At 59.6% G+C, this 15,998-nt stretch carries 16 protein-coding genes; 9 read left to right on the top strand and 7 right to left on the bottom strand.

Features of this window, described 5'->3' with window-relative positions:
• Positions 1–49: 49 nt before the first annotated feature.
• On the bottom strand, positions 50–1,306 hold the full coding sequence (locus AC1DTN_RS25915) for an ABC transporter substrate-binding protein (RefSeq protein ID WP_113321031.1): 1,257 nt from the start codon (positions 1,304–1,306) through the stop codon (positions 50–52).
• A gap of 165 nt (positions 1,307–1,471) precedes the next feature.
• Between AC1DTN_RS25915 and AC1DTN_RS25910 the strand changes: the two genes are divergently transcribed.
• Positions 1,472–2,263, top strand: a complete 792-nt coding sequence (locus AC1DTN_RS25910; RefSeq protein WP_113321128.1) for a GntR family transcriptional regulator — start codon at positions 1,472–1,474, stop codon at positions 2,261–2,263.
• 219 nt (positions 2,264–2,482) lie between these two features.
• Here AC1DTN_RS25910 and speB read toward each other — a convergent pair whose 3' ends face one another.
• A complete protein-coding gene (gene speB, locus AC1DTN_RS25905; protein WP_113321127.1) occupies positions 2,483–3,538 on the bottom strand; it encodes an agmatinase in 1,056 nt (351 codons plus the stop codon).
• A 96-nt stretch (positions 3,539–3,634) separates the two neighbouring features.
• On the opposite strand from speB, the gene AC1DTN_RS25900 reads away from it, so the two are divergent.
• The gene (locus AC1DTN_RS25900) at positions 3,635–4,798 is read left to right on the top strand and encodes an aminotransferase (RefSeq protein WP_113321030.1); all 1,164 of its coding nucleotides are present in this window, start codon (positions 3,635–3,637) and stop codon (positions 4,796–4,798) included.
• Here the strand turns inward: AC1DTN_RS25900 and AC1DTN_RS25895 are convergent.
• The 4 genes from AC1DTN_RS25895 to hutC form a co-directional block, all read right to left on the bottom strand.
• On the bottom strand, positions 4,775–5,314 hold the full coding sequence (locus AC1DTN_RS25895) for a flavin reductase family protein (RefSeq protein ID WP_439018478.1): 540 nt from the start codon (positions 5,312–5,314) through the stop codon (positions 4,775–4,777). The two genes, AC1DTN_RS25900 and AC1DTN_RS25895, sit on opposite strands and share 24 nt — an antisense overlap.
• Positions 5,311–6,666 carry an LLM class flavin-dependent oxidoreductase gene (locus AC1DTN_RS25890; RefSeq protein WP_439018477.1) on the bottom strand — a complete coding sequence of 452 codons (1,356 nt, stop codon included), beginning with the start codon at positions 6,664–6,666 and terminating at the stop codon, positions 5,311–5,313. Before AC1DTN_RS25890 ends, AC1DTN_RS25895 begins: the two co-directional genes overlap by 4 nt.
• A gap of 111 nt (positions 6,667–6,777) precedes the next feature.
• A complete protein-coding gene (locus AC1DTN_RS25885) occupies positions 6,778–7,719 on the bottom strand; it encodes a LysR family transcriptional regulator (protein ID WP_477923216.1) in 942 nt (313 codons plus the stop codon).
• Positions 7,716–8,459 (bottom strand): histidine utilization repressor, encoded by a 744-nt coding sequence (gene hutC, locus AC1DTN_RS25880; protein ID WP_113321027.1) that lies wholly within the window; start codon positions 8,457–8,459, stop codon positions 7,716–7,718. The genes AC1DTN_RS25885 and hutC overlap by 4 nt, the downstream gene beginning before the upstream one ends.
• A gap of 229 nt (positions 8,460–8,688) precedes the next feature.
• Here hutC and AC1DTN_RS25875 point away from each other — a divergent pair, with 229 nt between their 5' ends.
• The 7 genes from AC1DTN_RS25875 (at position 8,689) to AC1DTN_RS25845 (ending at position 15,417) form a co-directional block, all read left to right on the top strand.
• Entirely contained in the window at positions 8,689–9,516 is an 828-nt protein-coding gene (locus tag AC1DTN_RS25875; RefSeq protein WP_442207427.1) for a transporter substrate-binding domain-containing protein, read from the top strand.
• 98 nt (positions 9,517–9,614) lie between these two features.
• Positions 9,615–10,256: an amino acid ABC transporter permease gene (locus tag AC1DTN_RS25870; protein WP_113321025.1), complete on the top strand. Its 642-nt coding sequence runs from the start codon at positions 9,615–9,617 to the stop codon at positions 10,254–10,256.
• The gene (locus AC1DTN_RS25865; protein WP_477923215.1) at positions 10,253–10,921 is read left to right on the top strand and encodes an amino acid ABC transporter permease; all 669 of its coding nucleotides are present in this window, start codon (positions 10,253–10,255) and stop codon (positions 10,919–10,921) included. Before AC1DTN_RS25870 ends, AC1DTN_RS25865 begins: the two co-directional genes overlap by 4 nt.
• Complete coding sequence (locus tag AC1DTN_RS25860) at positions 10,918–11,709, top strand: amino acid ABC transporter ATP-binding protein (protein WP_113321023.1); 792 nt, start codon at positions 10,918–10,920, stop codon at positions 11,707–11,709. The genes AC1DTN_RS25865 and AC1DTN_RS25860 overlap by 4 nt, the downstream gene beginning before the upstream one ends.
• A 353-nt stretch (positions 11,710–12,062) precedes the next feature.
• Complete coding sequence (locus tag AC1DTN_RS25855; protein ID WP_442207432.1) at positions 12,063–12,272, top strand: hypothetical protein; 210 nt, start codon at positions 12,063–12,065, stop codon at positions 12,270–12,272.
• 54 nt (positions 12,273–12,326) lie between these two features.
• Positions 12,327–13,256 (top strand): substrate-binding domain-containing protein, encoded by a 930-nt coding sequence (locus AC1DTN_RS25850; protein ID WP_477923214.1) that lies wholly within the window; start codon positions 12,327–12,329, stop codon positions 13,254–13,256.
• Positions 13,257–13,272: 16 nt separating this feature from the next.
• The gene (locus AC1DTN_RS25845; RefSeq protein ID WP_442207428.1) at positions 13,273–15,417 is read left to right on the top strand and encodes a methyl-accepting chemotaxis protein; all 2,145 of its coding nucleotides are present in this window, start codon (positions 13,273–13,275) and stop codon (positions 15,415–15,417) included.
• 264 nt (positions 15,418–15,681) lie between these two features.
• Here AC1DTN_RS25845 and AC1DTN_RS25840 read toward each other — a convergent pair whose 3' ends face one another.
• Entirely contained in the window at positions 15,682–15,960 is a 279-nt protein-coding gene (locus tag AC1DTN_RS25840) for an HU family DNA-binding protein (RefSeq protein WP_477923244.1), read from the bottom strand.
• Between the last annotated feature and the right edge of the window lie 38 nt (positions 15,961–15,998).

Genomic DNA, 15,998 nt, shown 5'->3' with positions numbered 1-15,998 from the left:
GCAGTGACGCGTTCCGGCCGCGTTCCCGCCGCCGGAAATCCGAAGAGCGTCAGCGGCTTTCCTTCAGTTTCTCGAGCCGACCGGCCAGCGGCGTCAGGCTGGACTTGACCTCGGCACCGCCGGAAAGCATGTCGTGAACCGAACGGTAGAAAGCCTGCGAAACGCGGTTGTAGCTGGTGCCAGTGTAGCCGGACGGGCGCACTGCGCTATCGGCAAAGGCCTGCTGGTTATCCTTGAGGAAGGGTATCTTCTCCAGAACGTCCGGATCGCTGTAGAGCGCCTGGATCGACGGGTTGAGGGCCGCCTTCAGCGCGCGCATCTTCTGCATATCGGGGCCGGTGATGAAGTTCACAAAGTCGGCCGCCACCTCGGGCTTGGCGCTGTATTTGTTAACGCCATAATACATTGGGCCAAGGCATCCGCTCGACTTTTCGCCTTCCTTGCCGACCGGCAGAGGCATCACGCCGACCTTGTCGACGATATTGCTCCCCTTTTCATGGGAGGTACCCCAGACATAGGGCCAATTGCGATGGAAGACCGCGTTGCCGGATTCGAAGACGGCGCGCGACTGCTCCTCATCATAGTTGAGGACGCCCTCGGGGCTGATCGAGCCGATCCAGCCCTTCGCCTTTTCGAGCGCCTCGGCAGCCTGCGGATTGTCGATAGTCACCTTTCCGTCGTCAGAAATGATGGTGCCGCCACCGTTGGAAGCAACAAGCTCGATCGCGTCGCAGGTCAGGCCTTCATAGCTCTTGGCCTGCCAGGCATAACCCCACATGTCGGCCGAGCCTGCAGCCCGTTCCTTGTCCTGAATTTCCTTGGCGGTGGCAGCAAGCTCGTCCCAGGTCTTGGGCGCCGTCTTGCCGTATTTTTCGAGCAGGTCTTTGCGGTAGAACATGAGCCCGACGTCCATATAGGCAGGCATGGCAATGAGATTGCCGTCAAGCTTGGCCGCATTGAGTGTCGAGGCGAAATGCTTGTCCTGGTCTGCCTGCGGGATCATTGCCTTGAGATCGAGCAGGTTACTCTTGAACATGCCGAGCCAGATCACATCGAGGAAAAGGACGTCGACGTCCTTGGATTTGGCGGCGAGCAACTGTTGATAGATCGGGATCGCATCGTCCAGAAGCGCGGGCATCTTGTTGATCTTGGCCTCGTTGCCCGTCTTTTCCTTCCAGGCGTTGGCAACGTTCGTGCAGAGCTCGAATTCCGTTGGCGAGCAAAACACGGAAATGGTTTCGGCATGCGCGCTGCCACCCCAGAGGGCTGCAGATATCGCCAATGCGACAAGGCTTTTCTTCAGCATCGATTGTTCCCTTCGTTGATAACGCTTCGGCATCACGCGGAGCTCTYTGTCTCCTTGTTTCCAATAGGACTGGTTATGACCAGTCATGTCAACATGGACTTTGCCGACGTTTGCGTCGAAGATGCAAAACGGCAAGAGTGCTCCGCACAGGATCGGATTTCGAAGATGCAGCAAGCTCCGGCACCACTCGTCGCGCCAAAGGGCGGCATCGACCGGAATGACCCTCGCCCTTTGCACAAGCAGGTCTACGAAGCCCTTTTGGCATCTATCCGCGACGGCAAGCTGCCGTTGCGCGGCAAGCTGCCATCAGAACGCGAACTCGTTGATCTCTATAATGTCAGCCGGATCACCGTGCGCCATGCTGTGCGAGAATTGATCCAACAAGGCGTCATACACAGCCAGCCGGGAAAAGGACTTTACGTCGCCGAGCGTGGTGGCGGCTTCGAGCTCCAGGTTCTGAAAAGCTTCACCAGCATCGCCATAGCGAACGGGCGAAGTCCTGGCCATAGGCTGATCGGGGCCAGCATCGTGCATGCGCCGCTTGAGGTGAGCCGCCCGCTTTTCCTTGCACCCGGCGCCGAGGTGGTTCTGTTGTCGCGGCTTCGTCTTCTCGACAACATACCTGCTGTCGTCCAGACCGATTGGATCCCGGCGGCCCGCGTTTCGGGCCTGCTTGATCTCGACTGGACCGTTGCAAACCGGTCGCTCTACGGCGAGCTTCGCGAGCGCTATCGCATTCATCCGAAACGCGGGCAGACAACGCTGAGCGCGCGCCTTGCGACGGATGAGGAGGCTGCGATGCTCGAGCTGCCTCCGCCAGCCGCGGTTCTCACCGTGGATCAGATCGCTTTTGACGATCGCAACCGCCCGGTCAACCTGACGGCGCTGGTCCATCATCCCGCGCGTTATCCGCTGACGCTGCTTCAGTCGGAATCGGGCGATTTCACGCAGTATTGAGCCACTCTGTCCTGCTCCGGTGATTGCCGCTCGGGATAATTCCGCGCCATGCAGTAGCCTGACACGTCCGCCAGAACCGGGGTAGATCCGATCCGCGAGCTCTTGAGCTTTTCAGCCATAGCAGTTGCCTATTAGCGATGCTGCCTTTACCGGTCATTGGCACTCAACAGCTTGGCCTGGAGACTTGCCCGCATACCTCGCATTCGTTGAACAGAATGCTTAGCGTCTGCCGATCGATGGGCTGAATACCATCAGGCTCAGGATCTCGAAGAGCACCTGCGCTGCGGCGTGTGCAGTGTTGCTCGTCGCGTCATATTGCGGTGCAACTTCGACGACGTCGCCGCCCACCAAGTTTATACCTTTCAGCCCGCGGATCAATTCAAGGACCTCACGCGTGGTCAATCCACCGACCTCAGGCGTGCCCGTGCCGGGTGCAAAGCTCGGATCGAGGCTGTCAACGTCGAAGGAAAGATAGGTCGGGCCGTCGCCGACGATGGATTTTGCCTTGGCGACGACCGCCGCGATCCCCATTCCGCTGATCTCTTCGGCATGGATCACAGTCATTCCCGACGCATAGGAGAATTCCCACAAATATTCGGCCGAGCCACGGATGCCGATCTGGATTGTCCTTGTCGGGTCGAGTGCGCCGTCCAGCACAGCGTTCCGGAACGGTCCGCCATGATGAAACTTTGTCCGATCGAATGCGCCGCTTGTGTCGCAATGGGCATCGATATGGATAAGGCCGACTGGTTGTTGCCGGCCGATGGCCTTCAAAATCGGATGGCTGATCGAATGATCGCCTCCGACGGAAAGCGGGGCGACGCCGGCATCAACGATTTGGCCAATGCGCCTTTCGATGTCGTCGTGGCTGAGCTCCAGCCGGTAGCGGCTCTGGAACGAAACGTCGCCGATGTCGGCGACCCGAAGATCAAAAACCGGCGCCGTGGCGAGAACGTGATTGTACGGGCCGATCCTCTCGATGGCGCGAAGTGCGCGCGGTCCGAAACGGGAACCTGGGCGATTGGTGACACCGAGATCCATCGGGATTCCGGTGATTGCGACCTGGAGATTGCCGAAGTCCGGCTCTTCGGCAGCGACCTGCATATAGGGTGCGCTGAGGAAGGTTGGCACTCCAGAATATGGCGCCAGTCGCGTGCCATTTTTGGAGATGATCTTCTCCGCCACTTTCCGAAACTTCTCATCGAATATCTCGCCGCCATTGGTGTCCGCAAACTCCGAGCGCAGCTGCTCAAGCCGCATTTTGTCCCACACCATCGGCATGCGTCTCCGCTTCAGTTTCGTCTCGCCCAACAAAGAGGTTGAGAAAGCCATTGGTATCGTTGTAGCAATCGGGATCAAAGAGAAATCGCTATGACCGCCGCAAAATTCAATCCGCTCGTTTCCCGCCTTTCTGCCCCGCCCATTCCGTCCGTCGTTGCCTGGGGCCGTGAATACAAAGGGCTGAAGGGTCCACTCATCGATCTGTCGCAAGCCGTACCCGGCTATCCCGCACATCCGGAGATGCTACGGCTTCTCGGCGAGACGGCCGGACAACAGGCGATGACGGGATACGGGCCGATCGAGGGTGAGCCATTATTGCGCAAGACCTACGCTGCCCATATTGCCGAGCTTTACGGCGCCGCCATTTCCGCCGGCAATATCCACATTACGGCCGGCTGCAATCAGGCGTTCATGTGTGCCGCGATCGCGCTTGCTGGCGCGGGCGATACCGTAGCGCTCACCAATCCCTTCTATTTCAATCACGACACGACGCTGTCGATGCTGGGGATCGGGCGGCGATTGGTCGACTGCGATCCCGCCAACGGGTTCTTTCCCGATCCGCGTTCGGCCGAGGCGGCACTTGCGGCCGGCGCGAAGATGCTGGCGGTCGTTACACCCAACAATCCGACCGGGGCAGTGTATCCGCCGGAGCTGCTTCACGAGCTTTTCGTTCTCTGCCGGAAATATGGCGCCTGGCTGATCCTCGATGAGACCTATCGCGATTTCCTCGGCGCCGATTACGGACGGCCGCACTCTATGCTGTCCGAGCCGGGTTGGGAGGATACGCTCGTTCTTCTCTACAGTTTCTCGAAATCCTTCTGCATTCCTGGCCACAGGCTGGGTGCGATCACGGCAGGACCCAAACTCGTCGCCGAGATCGCGAAAGTGATGGACAACATGCAGATCTGCGCACCGCGTTCGGCTCAGATCGCCGTTGCATCGGCCATCCCGTTGCTCGCCGACTGGCGGGCCGGCAACCGTGCCGAGATCGCTCGCCGGGCGGATGCGCTTAGGCTGGTCGTGTCCAAGCTGCCAGGCTGGGAGATTGGAGCGATCGGCGCCTATTTCGCCTTTGTTCGCCACCCTTTCGCCGATCGATCGTCTTCCGAGGTGGCCGAAAAACTCGCCAGGGAATCCGGAATCGTTTGTTTACCCGGCGCCTATTTCGGCGAGGGACAAGAGCGTTACCTCAGGCTTGCTTTTGCCAATGCGGATGTCGCGTCGATAGGCCTATTGTCCGAGCGTCTTTTCTAGACCGCGGCGCTCAGCCTCTGCCGGAAGTTGATGATAACCGCCGCGCCAATAGAGAAGCGGCCCTATGCTCTTTCGGATTTTGATCGCGCAGATATGCCCGATCAAAATTGCATGGGAATGATGGTGGAATGCGGTTTCAAGCCTGCAATCCAGCACTGCAAGAGCCTTTTCAAGGACGGCCGCGCCGGTCTTCAGGCGGTACCATCCCGCATCGCCATAGCGTTCGGCGCCTTTGCGTCCATCAAGGCCGGCAAAGGATTGCGCCACAGTCTGCTGATCGGCGGCGAGCACGTTGACACAGAAGCAGCCGTACCGTTGCAGCACTGGCCACGAGGAAGAGGCACGATTGACGCTGACGATGACGGAGGGCCGCTCCGCCGAAAATGAAGAGACTGACGTCGCGGTGAAGCCGGTGCGGTCTTCACCGTCGCCGACGGTGATCACGCTCACGGCACCTGCCAGATGACGCATCGAAAGCTTGAAGTCCGCTTCGCTGATCAAGGTCTCGGCACTCATCGGGTTGGCGCTTGCGTTTTGGCAAAGCGGTTCGCCGGCATTGAGAGGCCGAGGTTCTCGCGCAAGGTTCTACCCTCGTATTCCTCGCGGAATAGCCCGCGGCGTCGAAGCTCGGGCAGGACGAGCCGCACGAAGTCGTCGAGACTGGACGGCAAGGTCGGAAACATCAGGATGAAGCCGTCTGCGGCGCGCGTCTCGAACCATTCCTCCATGAAGTCGGCAATCTGGGATGGCGTGCCCGTCATGCCATTTCCGGTATGCTTCTCCGCATAGTGCCGGATGAGTTCGCCGACGGTGTGGCCGCTTCTGACAAAATCGACCAGCTCATCGAACAGGGCGCGCGATCCCTTGGGCGCCGCCGGCAGCCGATCCATGGGGAAAGGCTTGTCGAGGGCCACGTCACGCAGATCCGCCTCGAGGAATTCAGAGAGCATCAGCCGGCCAACGTCCGGATGCATCTTATCGATTAGATAATCCACCTTCGCCTTTGCCTCGGCTTCGGTTTCACCGACGTTGATGACGATGCCCGGCATGATTTTCAGATCGTCCGGATCGCGGCCATAGGCCTGCATCCGGCCCTTGACGTTTTCGTAGAAGGCCCGGTTGCGCTCGATATTCGATGCGAGGCTGAAGACGATCTCGGCGGTGCGTGCCGCCATGTCCATTCCGGGTTCCGAACCGCCCGCCTGGGCGATCACGGGGCGGCCCTGAGGCGTCCGCGCGATGTTGAGGGGGCCGCGAACCTGGAAGTGCTTGCCTTTGTGATCGAGCGTATGGTGCTTGTCTTTGTCATAGTAGACACCGTTTTCACGGTCGAGAAGCAACGCGCCTTCCTCGAAGCTGTCCCAAAGACCGAACACGACATCGACGAATTCGTTGCCGCGCTCATAGCGCAACGCATGTGGGTCGAGCCCCTCGCGGTTGAAGTTGTAGCCGGTTTCGTCGTGGTCGGAGGTGACGACGTTCCAGCAGGCGCGTCCCTTGCTCAGATGGTCGATTGAGGAGAACAGACGCGCGACATTGTACGGCTCGTAATAGCTCGTCGAGACCGTCGCCACGAGACCGAGATTATCGGTTGTGACCGCCAGAGCCGAAAGCAGCGAGAGGGGTTCGAAACGGTTCATCTTTGTGGGAATGCGGGCAAGCGCACTGGGGTCGCCGACGGCGGCGGCGGGAGAATCCGCCATGAACATGAAATCGAATTTGGCTGCCTCGGATCGTTTGGCGACATGGAGCAGATGAGCGAAGTCGTTGGCACCATTGACGTCGCTTGCCGGATGCAGCCAGGAGGCGGGATGAAAACCGAACGTATAGACGAAAGTTCCGAGTTTCATCTTGTCGGCCCGCGCCATCGAACTCTCCTGCCATGTTGGTCATTGCCACCGCGGGAAACCGCCTGCGCAAATTATCGTCAGGCACAAATTTTCATCAATATTGCGCAGCTGAGTTCTGTTTTAGTTTTTCTAAAGTGTTGGCCGAGGCGCGGACGCCAGGGCCTGCTGACGGGAAACAGCCACGAGCCAATCGCGGAATTCGCTCCCATGGGGCTTTTGCAACGCCGCGCGGTCCCAGGCGAGATAATAGCTTTCGCGCAGTGCTATGCGTGTGTCGACGGGGATGACGAGCGTCTGTGCCTCGAGCTCATCGGCAATCATAGACATCTGCGCAAGGACGACGCCGCGCTTGTTGACGGCTGCGTCAATCGCACTGCTCGACAGAGTGAAGGAAAGGCCGGCTGTGCTCTCCTCAAACGCGGTGCCCGTCTTGGCAGCAAACTCGCGCCAGCTTGGATAGGGTGTGAAGTGCCGCTCCCATTCGACATGCAGGAGTGGATATTCGAGAAGCCGCGCGACGGAGGGCGCCTTGCCTTTGATCAGCGCCGGCGAGCAGGCCGGCACGACCCAATCGCGGAACAGTTCGGTATAGTGTTCATGCTGCAGCACATCCGATCCATAGCTGATGCGGAAATCGACCTCGTCGAAGCCCATGCGCGGTTCCTTGTCGCGGCCGACAATCCTGACATGAGCATTAGGATGAAGGGCCTGCCAGTCGAAGATCCGGCGCCCTATCCATTTGTTGACGACGGAAGACAAGGCGCTGAGAACCAGAGCATTCTCATTGCGCGCCCGTTCCAAAATCTGTTCCGCAAGCGCGAATTGCTCGAAACCCTTCGATATTTCCTGGTGATAGAGCCGTCCCCATTGGGTGAGCTCCACAGTGCGGCCGTTGCGCTCCAGCAAGGTGACGCCGAGAAAGCTCTCGATCTTGCGAATCTGCTGACTTATTGCGCCGGGGGAAACGTTCAGTTCGAGGGCCGCGGCGCTTACGCCGCCACACCGGCCGACAGCTTCGAACGCCTGTAAGCCCTTGAGCGGCACCGTCCTGATAACCTGTTTTACCGTCAAAAGGAGCTTCTCCGCGGCGGTTGATCTGGGATGCCTCTCTCCGTCGGATGAAAGTCGCCGGCGAATTGGAAACGGTCGCCGGGATGGATGATTTCGACGTGGGTGACCGTGCGGCTGCCCTGCCATGTCTGGCGGATCAGGGTCAGGCAGGCCTTGCCACGCTCGGTCTCAAGCAGGCGTGCCGTGGCGGCATCGGCCGAAACCGCACGAATGACATGCCTTGCCTTCGACCAAGGCACCATGTCCAGCAGCCATTTGCCGGGCGGGACCGAAGCAAAGCTTTCGGTTCTGGCAGACGGCACCATGGCGAGCATGATGATCCGCCGCTCCAGCGCATTTGGCTTGCCGTCCACGGTGTGCAGGCAGTGAAGCCGCAGGATGTCTGATCCCGTCGTCTCGCCGAGCTGTGCCGCGGTGGCCCCATCCAGTGTCTCGATCCTTCGCCGCAGGATCCTGTAGCCGTGGTCATGCCCCGCCAATTCGGCTTCCGTGGAAATGTCCTGGATATCCATCACGGTGCGGTCGATCTGCCGGGAGGCGACGAAGGAGCCAACCTTGCGGCGGCGTGTGATCATGCCGCGTTCCGCCAGGGCCGAAAGAGCCTTGTTCACGGTCATTCGGGAACATCGATACTCTTGTACCAGCTCGTGTTCGAAGGGGATGCGGTGCCCGGGTTGCCAAACGCCGGTCATGATCCTGGTTTCGATGTCTTCGAATATTCTCTGATGAATTGAGACCAAAACTCACCTCGATCCAGCGATGACATTCAATTTCCACCAAAGCCGCCGCTACCGGGTCTACCGGCACTATGCGGCACAAATCTTGCATCCGCCGAGTTTAGCGTTTGACAGTGTAGGCCGGCCTGTATCTATTTGTATAGACAAAAGCGGATCAGAGAAATCCGCTCGGCGGGACAACGATTGGGGAACTTGGACCTTCCACCGGAAGGGTGAAACTGGAGAGAAAAACATGAGGAAGAGTTCGCTTCTGAAGGGGCTGGTCGGCGCTGCATTTCTGTTCGGCGCGACTATTTCTGCCCATGCGGCCGATACGCTTGCCGCCGTGAAGGCAGCTGGCACCATGAAGGTCGGTACCGAGACGGCCTTCGCACCGTTCGATTTTATCGACGCTGGCGAACATGTCGGCTTGAACGTCGATCTTTTTAACGAGATTGGCAAGGAACTCGGCGTGAAAATCGAATGGGTCACGCTCCCCTGGGACGGCGTCTTCCCGGCGCTCGAAGCCGGCAAGTTCGACGTCGTCGCAGGCCCAGCGACGATCACCAAGAAGCGCATGGAGCGCTATCGTTTCACACCGCCGCTTGCCGAGGCGACCATCGCGATCCTGAAAAAGGCCGGCGACCAGACGATCAACAAGCCGGAGGATATCGCTGGCAAGAAGATTGGCGTCGGCAAGGCGACCGCCCAGCTGGATCAGCTCAAGGAGTTTTCCGAAGCCCTGCCGACAAAGGTCGATATCCGCGAATATCCGGCCTTCACCGAGTCCTATGCGGATCTCGCGGCCGGCCGCATCGCCGGTGTTGCCAATTCACTGCCCAATATTGCTTTCGTCGCCAAGCAGCGCGAAGGCACGTTCGAAGTCGTGATGCCGCCCTTTGGCAAAAAATCCTATTTCGGCTTTATCGGCCTGAAGGATGCAGATCATGCGCCACTGATGGACGCAATCGACGCCGCCATGCTGAAGATCAAAGCTGACGGCCGGATGGCGACGCTGCAGAAGAAGTGGTTCGGCGCGAGCTTCGACACACCGGATTCCGTTAAGGACCCGGCATTCTGATCAGCCATCGGAAATCGGCCATGTCCGCGGTGTTGCCGGGGCATGGCCGAGAAATGCGACCGGATCTTCCTCACCGCCAAGCGAGCGAAATCTGAACAATGTCCGTTAAACTCTTCGAGTTGCTTCTGCAGGCATCGATCTACACGGTGACCATCAGTGTTGTGTCGATCCTCATCGGCTTTGCGATTGCGATCCTTCTTTCGGGAATGCTGCTGTCGGGGCGAGGGCTTTTCGTGCGACCTGCCCAGATTTTCATCAGCTTCTTTCGCGGCGTGCCGCTGTTGGTGCAATTGCTGCTGATCTACAATCTGCTGCCGGTCATCGGCATCAATGTGCCGAGCATCGTGGCCGCGATCATCGGTCTGTCGCTCTGCACGGCAGCCTACCAGGCCGAGAACCTGCGCGGCGGCTTTGCCAGCGTGCCTCTAGGCCTGGTGGAGTCGGCGGAAATGGTTGGCCTGACGCCGCGCCAGGTCTTCCGACGCGTCAAGGTTCCGATCGCCCTGCGCCTCACGTTTCCAGCTCTCGTCAACGAGGCAATCCTCATTCTCAAGGCGTCGTCATTGGTTTCAGTCGTTGGCATCGTCGAACTGACGCGCATGGCCCAGGACCTTGCCGGCAGCACCTTCCTGCCGCTGCAGCTCTTCGCATCCGCCGGTCTCATCTATCTGGTGATCAATTGGTTGATGGCGCTTGCCGGCGGCCTGATCGAAAATAGACTCCCGGGGGCGCCGCGGTGACCTTCGACATCAATGTCCTCATCGGGCAATGGCCGGCCATCGTAAGCGGTGCCGGCGTAACGATCATGATATGGATCCTCGGCACCATCGCTGCAACCGTCATCGGCTTCCTGATGGCAGTCGCCAGGCAATATGGCGGCGTGCTGATCAACAAGGCGCTGGGTGCCGTCGTAGGCGTACTGCGTGGCACGCCGTTTCTCATCCAGATATTCCTAGTCTATTACGGCGGCCCCTTTGTCGGCCTTGATCTCGACCCCTTGCCGGCCGGACTGATCGGCATTTCCATCTATGGCGCGGCCTATTTCAGCGAGATCTTCCGCTCCGGCTTCCAGGCTGTGCCGAAGGGCCATATCGAGGCTGGCGAATGTGTCGGCCTGACAAAGGGGCAGATCGTCATGCGCATTCTTTTGCCGGAAATGACGATGCTGGTGCTGCCGCCATCCGTGAATATGGTGGTCATCCTGATGAAGGAGACGGCGGTCTTGTCCATTATCACCGTGCCGGAGCTGACGGCCACGCTGAGTGCAATCGGGTCGCAGCAATATGCCTTCGTCGAAGCACTCTCCGCATTGGCGCTTTTCTATTGGGTGCTCGTCGAAGTCACCGGCTGGCTTGGCAACCTTGCTGAAACGAAACTTTCCAGATTCAGGTTTTTCAACGCATGAGCGTCCCCGCAATAGCAGTTAGGAATCTCATCAAGACTTTCGGAGAGACTACGGTCCTTCATGGTATCGATCTCGCCATCGAACCCGGACGGGTTTCCTGCCTCATCGGCCCTTCCGGTTCCGGCAAGAGCACTCTTTTGCGCTGTATGGCTTTTCTTGAGGAGGCAACGCACGGGACGATCTCCATCAACGGCGAGGTGCTTGGCTTTACCGAGGATTCCCAAGGACGGCGCGAGCGAGTCTCGGCCGCCACCAACCGGGCGATCCGCGCCCAAATCGGCATGGTGTTCCAGCAGTTCAATCTCTGGCCGCACATGACGGCCCTCGGCAATGTCAGCGAAGCATTGAAGACGGTTCACAAGATGGGCCGCAAGGACGCGGAGGAGCGGGCAATGGCCCAGCTCGTCAAGGTTGGCCTCGAGGGCCGGGCCGGGCACTATCCCTCGCAGCTATCAGGTGGACAGCAGCAGCGCGTGGCGATCGCCCGTGCCCTGGCGCTGAAGCCCAAGATCATGCTGTTTGACGAGCCGACCTCGTCGCTTGATCCGGAGCTGACTGGCGAAGTCTTGAACGTGATGCGCGATCTGGCCGCCGAGGGCATGACCATGGTTGTTGTCTCGCATGAGATAGGTTTTGCTGCGACCGTCGGCCAGCAGATCATCTTTCTCGACCACGGCAAAGTGCTCTTCAGCGGATCCCCACAGGAGGTCTTTAAGAAGCCGAGAAATCCCCGTCTTGAACAATTCCTCGATACCTATCTCGACCGCGGTGCCTCGATGTTGCTGTAATGTCCATGTCCTTCCAGGTCGCCAGGCAGACTAGGTTGAGCACCTGGAATCTCCCCAAACGGCGGTATTTTTTCTTCCCTCCTATGTTCCCCAAATTCCAACGGTAGAACGCGGGGATTTCGGTCCCGGGAGCCGACGAGCATGGCCTCGATCTTCTTCGCACGCTGGTTGACGTTTTTACGAGAACCATCCCGGAGCTGGAGCTGGATCAATCTAACGAGCCACTTTGGGCGTTCTGGCAAATAAAGACGGTTAGTGTAGTCGCGAACCGCGTCAATTTCGTCTTGTGAAAAACCGCGGACGTCAGACAAGTAAACTCCACCTCAGAAAGTTTATGTGTCTCTGTCTGCGATCTGGTCGCAGAGGCGAAAGCGCATGGCCGTATGACCATGACAGATATCAGCACCGCAGAGGAAGGTCGGGACGCTATTGCCTCGGGCGCTGACTTCGTGGGCACGACGCTTTCCGGATACACCGACTACACAATGGGTCGGCAGCCCCGACTTCGATCTCATGGCCAACCGTTAAATTTCCTTGGCCACCTCCCTGCGAATGAAAGGTAAAATTTACCAAGATTTGTAACGATCCGACGCTGTCCAAATCGCGGAGGGAATTTAGTGAAGACTGCCACGCTCGCATCCATAGCCTTGGCGATGTCGATCTCCGCCGCCGGCGCGCAGACAATCGGCGTCTCGATGTCCGATCTCGACAAATTCAGAACGGCGCTGCTGAACGGCGTCGTCAATCACGGGCAGACGATATCAGGACTCAAGCTCATCACCGAAAATGCCAAGAGCGACAATGAGCTGCAGAAGAAGCAGGTCCAGAAGCTCATTGCCGACAAGGTCGACGCCATTATCCTTGCCGTCTCCGATGGCGACCTCGGGCCGCAGATGACCAAGATGGCGGCAGACGCGGGCATTCCGCTGGTCTACATCAACAACGTCCCCTCCAACTTGCTCGACCTGCCGGAAAATCAGGTCGTGGTCGCCTCCGACGAGAAGGAGTCAGGAACGCTCCAAACGAAGCAAGTCTGCGCGCTCCTCAAGGGCAAGGGCCGCGTCGTCGTGCTGATGGGCGAACCCTTCCACGCGGCCGCCCGCGCCCGCACGCAGGACATATCAGACGTCATCGCCATGCCGGAATGCAAGGGCCTCGAGATCGTCGAGCGGCAGGCGGCCTATTGGTCGCGCGATTATGCCGACCAGCAGATGCAAGAATGGCTGGCGGCCGGCGTCAAGTTCGACGCTGTCATCGCCAACAATGATGAGATGGCGCTCGGTGCGATCCGTGCCATGAAGAAGGCCGGTATGCCGATGAAGGACGTCGTCACCGCCGGGGTCGATGCGACCGACGACGCGCTTGCCGCGATGGAGGCCGGCGATCTCGACGTCACCATTCTTCAAAGCGCCGTCGGGCAGGGTGCGGCCGCAGTCGACGCTGCCGTAAAGCTCGCAAACAAGGAGAAGGTGCCGCGCGAAAACAACGTTCCCTTCGAACTCGTGACGCCCGAGAACGTCACCAAATATTTGCCGAAGAGCCAGTGAGCATAAGAGGCCAATCATGTTGCATTTCTGGAATAAATTCGGCATCCGCGCGCAGATCACCTCCGGCTTCGTACCGCTGATTCTGTTGATGAGCCTTCTTACCGTCAGCGCGATCTCCGGCATGAACGGGCTTGCTGCCATCTTCACCTCTTATCGCGCCACGGCAGGCCAGAGCCTTGCCATCTCCGATTACAGCGACAGACTGCACGAGATCCAGATGTCAGCGGAAGCCTTCCGCTCCACGCCGACGCAAGCCGTCGTCGACAGCTTCCGCGCCGGCGTCAAAGCCTTCGAGGCGGGCGATCCGCGTTTTGCAGATAACAAGGACCTGCAGTCCGGTCTTGCGACAATCCGTCAGGACATTGCCGCCTATGGCAAGGCGTTCGAACAGATCGTCGCCCTTCAGGCCCGACGTGACATGCTGATTTCCAAGGTCACCGAATTCGGCCCCTGGACCAGCATCGCGCTCAACGACGTGATGCGTAGCGCCTGGCGCCAGAATGACGTGGCCCTGCAGCACATGACGGCAGAGACGCTGGAGGCCTTGAACCGCAGCCTCTATTTTTCCGAACGTTTCGTGCATTCGGACGATTTCGCCGCCTATGATACGGCGCAGGTGGCGCTCGCCGAAGCGGTGGCGCTCAACGATGCCGCCGCCAAGGCTGCGAAGAACGAGCTGCAGAAGAAGCGCCTGATGGGCGCCGGCCAGCTCATGCAGAATTACACTGCCCGTCTCAGTGATATGAAGGAAGTACTGCAGGCATCCGGCAATATCCGTCAGACGCAGCTCAACGTGCTCGCCCCGAAGATATCGGGCGCATTCAAGGACTTGCAGGCGACCGTGACCGGCGCGCAGAAGAACCTGGACGGTTCGGTCGAAGCAACGGTCGCCGCCGCGACCAGCACAACGCTGGTCATCAGTGGCCTGTTGATCGTCATTGGCCTCCTGCTCTCCTACTTGGTCGGCCGACTGATTGCCTCCGCCGTTCGCGGTATGGCGCAGTCCATGGAGCGGCTTGCCCGCGGCGACGACACCATCGCGATCAAGGGCGTCGAGCATCGTCATGAGCTTGGCGCCATGGCGCGTTCGCTCAAGGTCTTCCAGGAGACCGGTCGCGCCAAGCTGATCGCCGAATCCAATGCCGAGCGCGCCCGCCTCGCCGCCGAAGAAGAGCGGCTGCGCCAGGAAGCCGAGCGTCTCAGCGACGCAAAGGTGATGGAGCATGCCTTCCGCCAGATTTCTCTCGGCCTGGATGCGCTCTCGAAGGGCGATCTCTCGGTCCGCGTCGGCGAAGTCGACCACCGCTACGTCAGGATCCGCGATCACTTCAACAACTCGGTCGCAAGCCTGGAAGAAGCAATCGGTTCCGTTATTCGCGCGGTCACGACCATCCGGTCCGGCCTTGCGGAGATCTCCACCGCCTCCAACGATCTTGCCCGCCGTACCGAGCAGCAGGCCGCTTCGTTGGAAGAAACGGTGGCGGCGCTCGGGGATGTCACCCGCGGCCTCAACGGAACGGCGGAAGGCGCCAGCCGCGCCCAGGCTGTCGTGGCAACGGCCCGTACCAACGCCGAAAAGGGCGGTGAGATCGTCTCCCGCGCCATCGCCGCAATGACAGAAATCCAGAACTCCTCGTCGAAGATCGGCAACATCATCGGCGTCATCGACGAGATCGCCTTCCAGACCAACCTGCTGGCGCTGAATGCCGGCGTCGAAGCCGCACGCGCCGGTGAAGCCGGCAAGGGCTTTGCCGTCGTCGCCCAGGAAGTGCGCGAGCTCGCCCAGCGCTCGGCCAATGCGGCAAGAGAGATCAAGGAACTCATCTCCACCTCCTCGATGCAGGTCAAGACGGGCGTCGAACTGGTCGGCGAATCCGGTGTTTCGCTCGAAAAGATCGTCGAGCAGGTGACCGCGATGAATGCGACGGTCGCCGAGATCGCGGTCGCCGCCCGCGAGCAGGCCACAAGCCTGCGCGAGGTCTCGGCCGCCGGCGACCAGATGGACAAGGTGACCCAGCAAAACGCCGCGATGGTCGAACAGACCACGGCTGCAGCTCAGAGTCTGACGCAGGAAACTGAAAACCTCGCGGAATTGCTGTACCGGTTCCGGACAAGCAGCGCCCACATGTCAGAGAACAGGCATTATGCGATGGCATCGTGACGCGTTCGATCGTTCCCAACGGCGCAGCCCGTCGAAGGCCGGGTCGCCTGTCGGACTGACCGTCTCGAGACGAGGTCAACCAATATAGCCCATGAGAATCCTAGAGGAGCGTGTGCGGTCGGACAGCGGAAACCAACGGTCAGGAGAGCGGTACGAGCCGACCGGGCACTGCTCACTGGATGTTTAATCGCGGTCTTATCAGTCTGCTGTCGGCATGCCGCGTAAAGTTAGAGCCCCGCTCCACCCGGCGAGGCTCTTCGCCTATCACTTGTTCATCGCATCCTTGAGCGCCTTGGCCGGCTGGAAGGTCAGCTTCTTTGCGGCCGCAACCCTGATCGTCGCGCCGGTTGAGGGATTGCGTGCTTCGCGCTCCGGCGTCGCCTTGACTTTGAACTTGCCAAAGCCCGGCAGCGAGGTTTCGTTGCCGGCAAGAGCTGCCTCGGTGATCGAAGCGAGGACCGCCTCGACGATCGCCTTACCCTGTACCTTCGTCAGACCGTGTTCGCCAGCAATCTTGTCTGCGATTTCGTTGGWCGTCGTCATGTCGTTCTCCGCATCGTCGTTGATGCGCAATCCCTGAC

It is taken from the genome of Rhizobium sp. 01T444 (assembly GCF_056398305.1).
The sequence above is the reverse complement of the archived record's forward strand: the minus strand, read 5'-3'. Positions and strand labels throughout refer to the sequence as shown.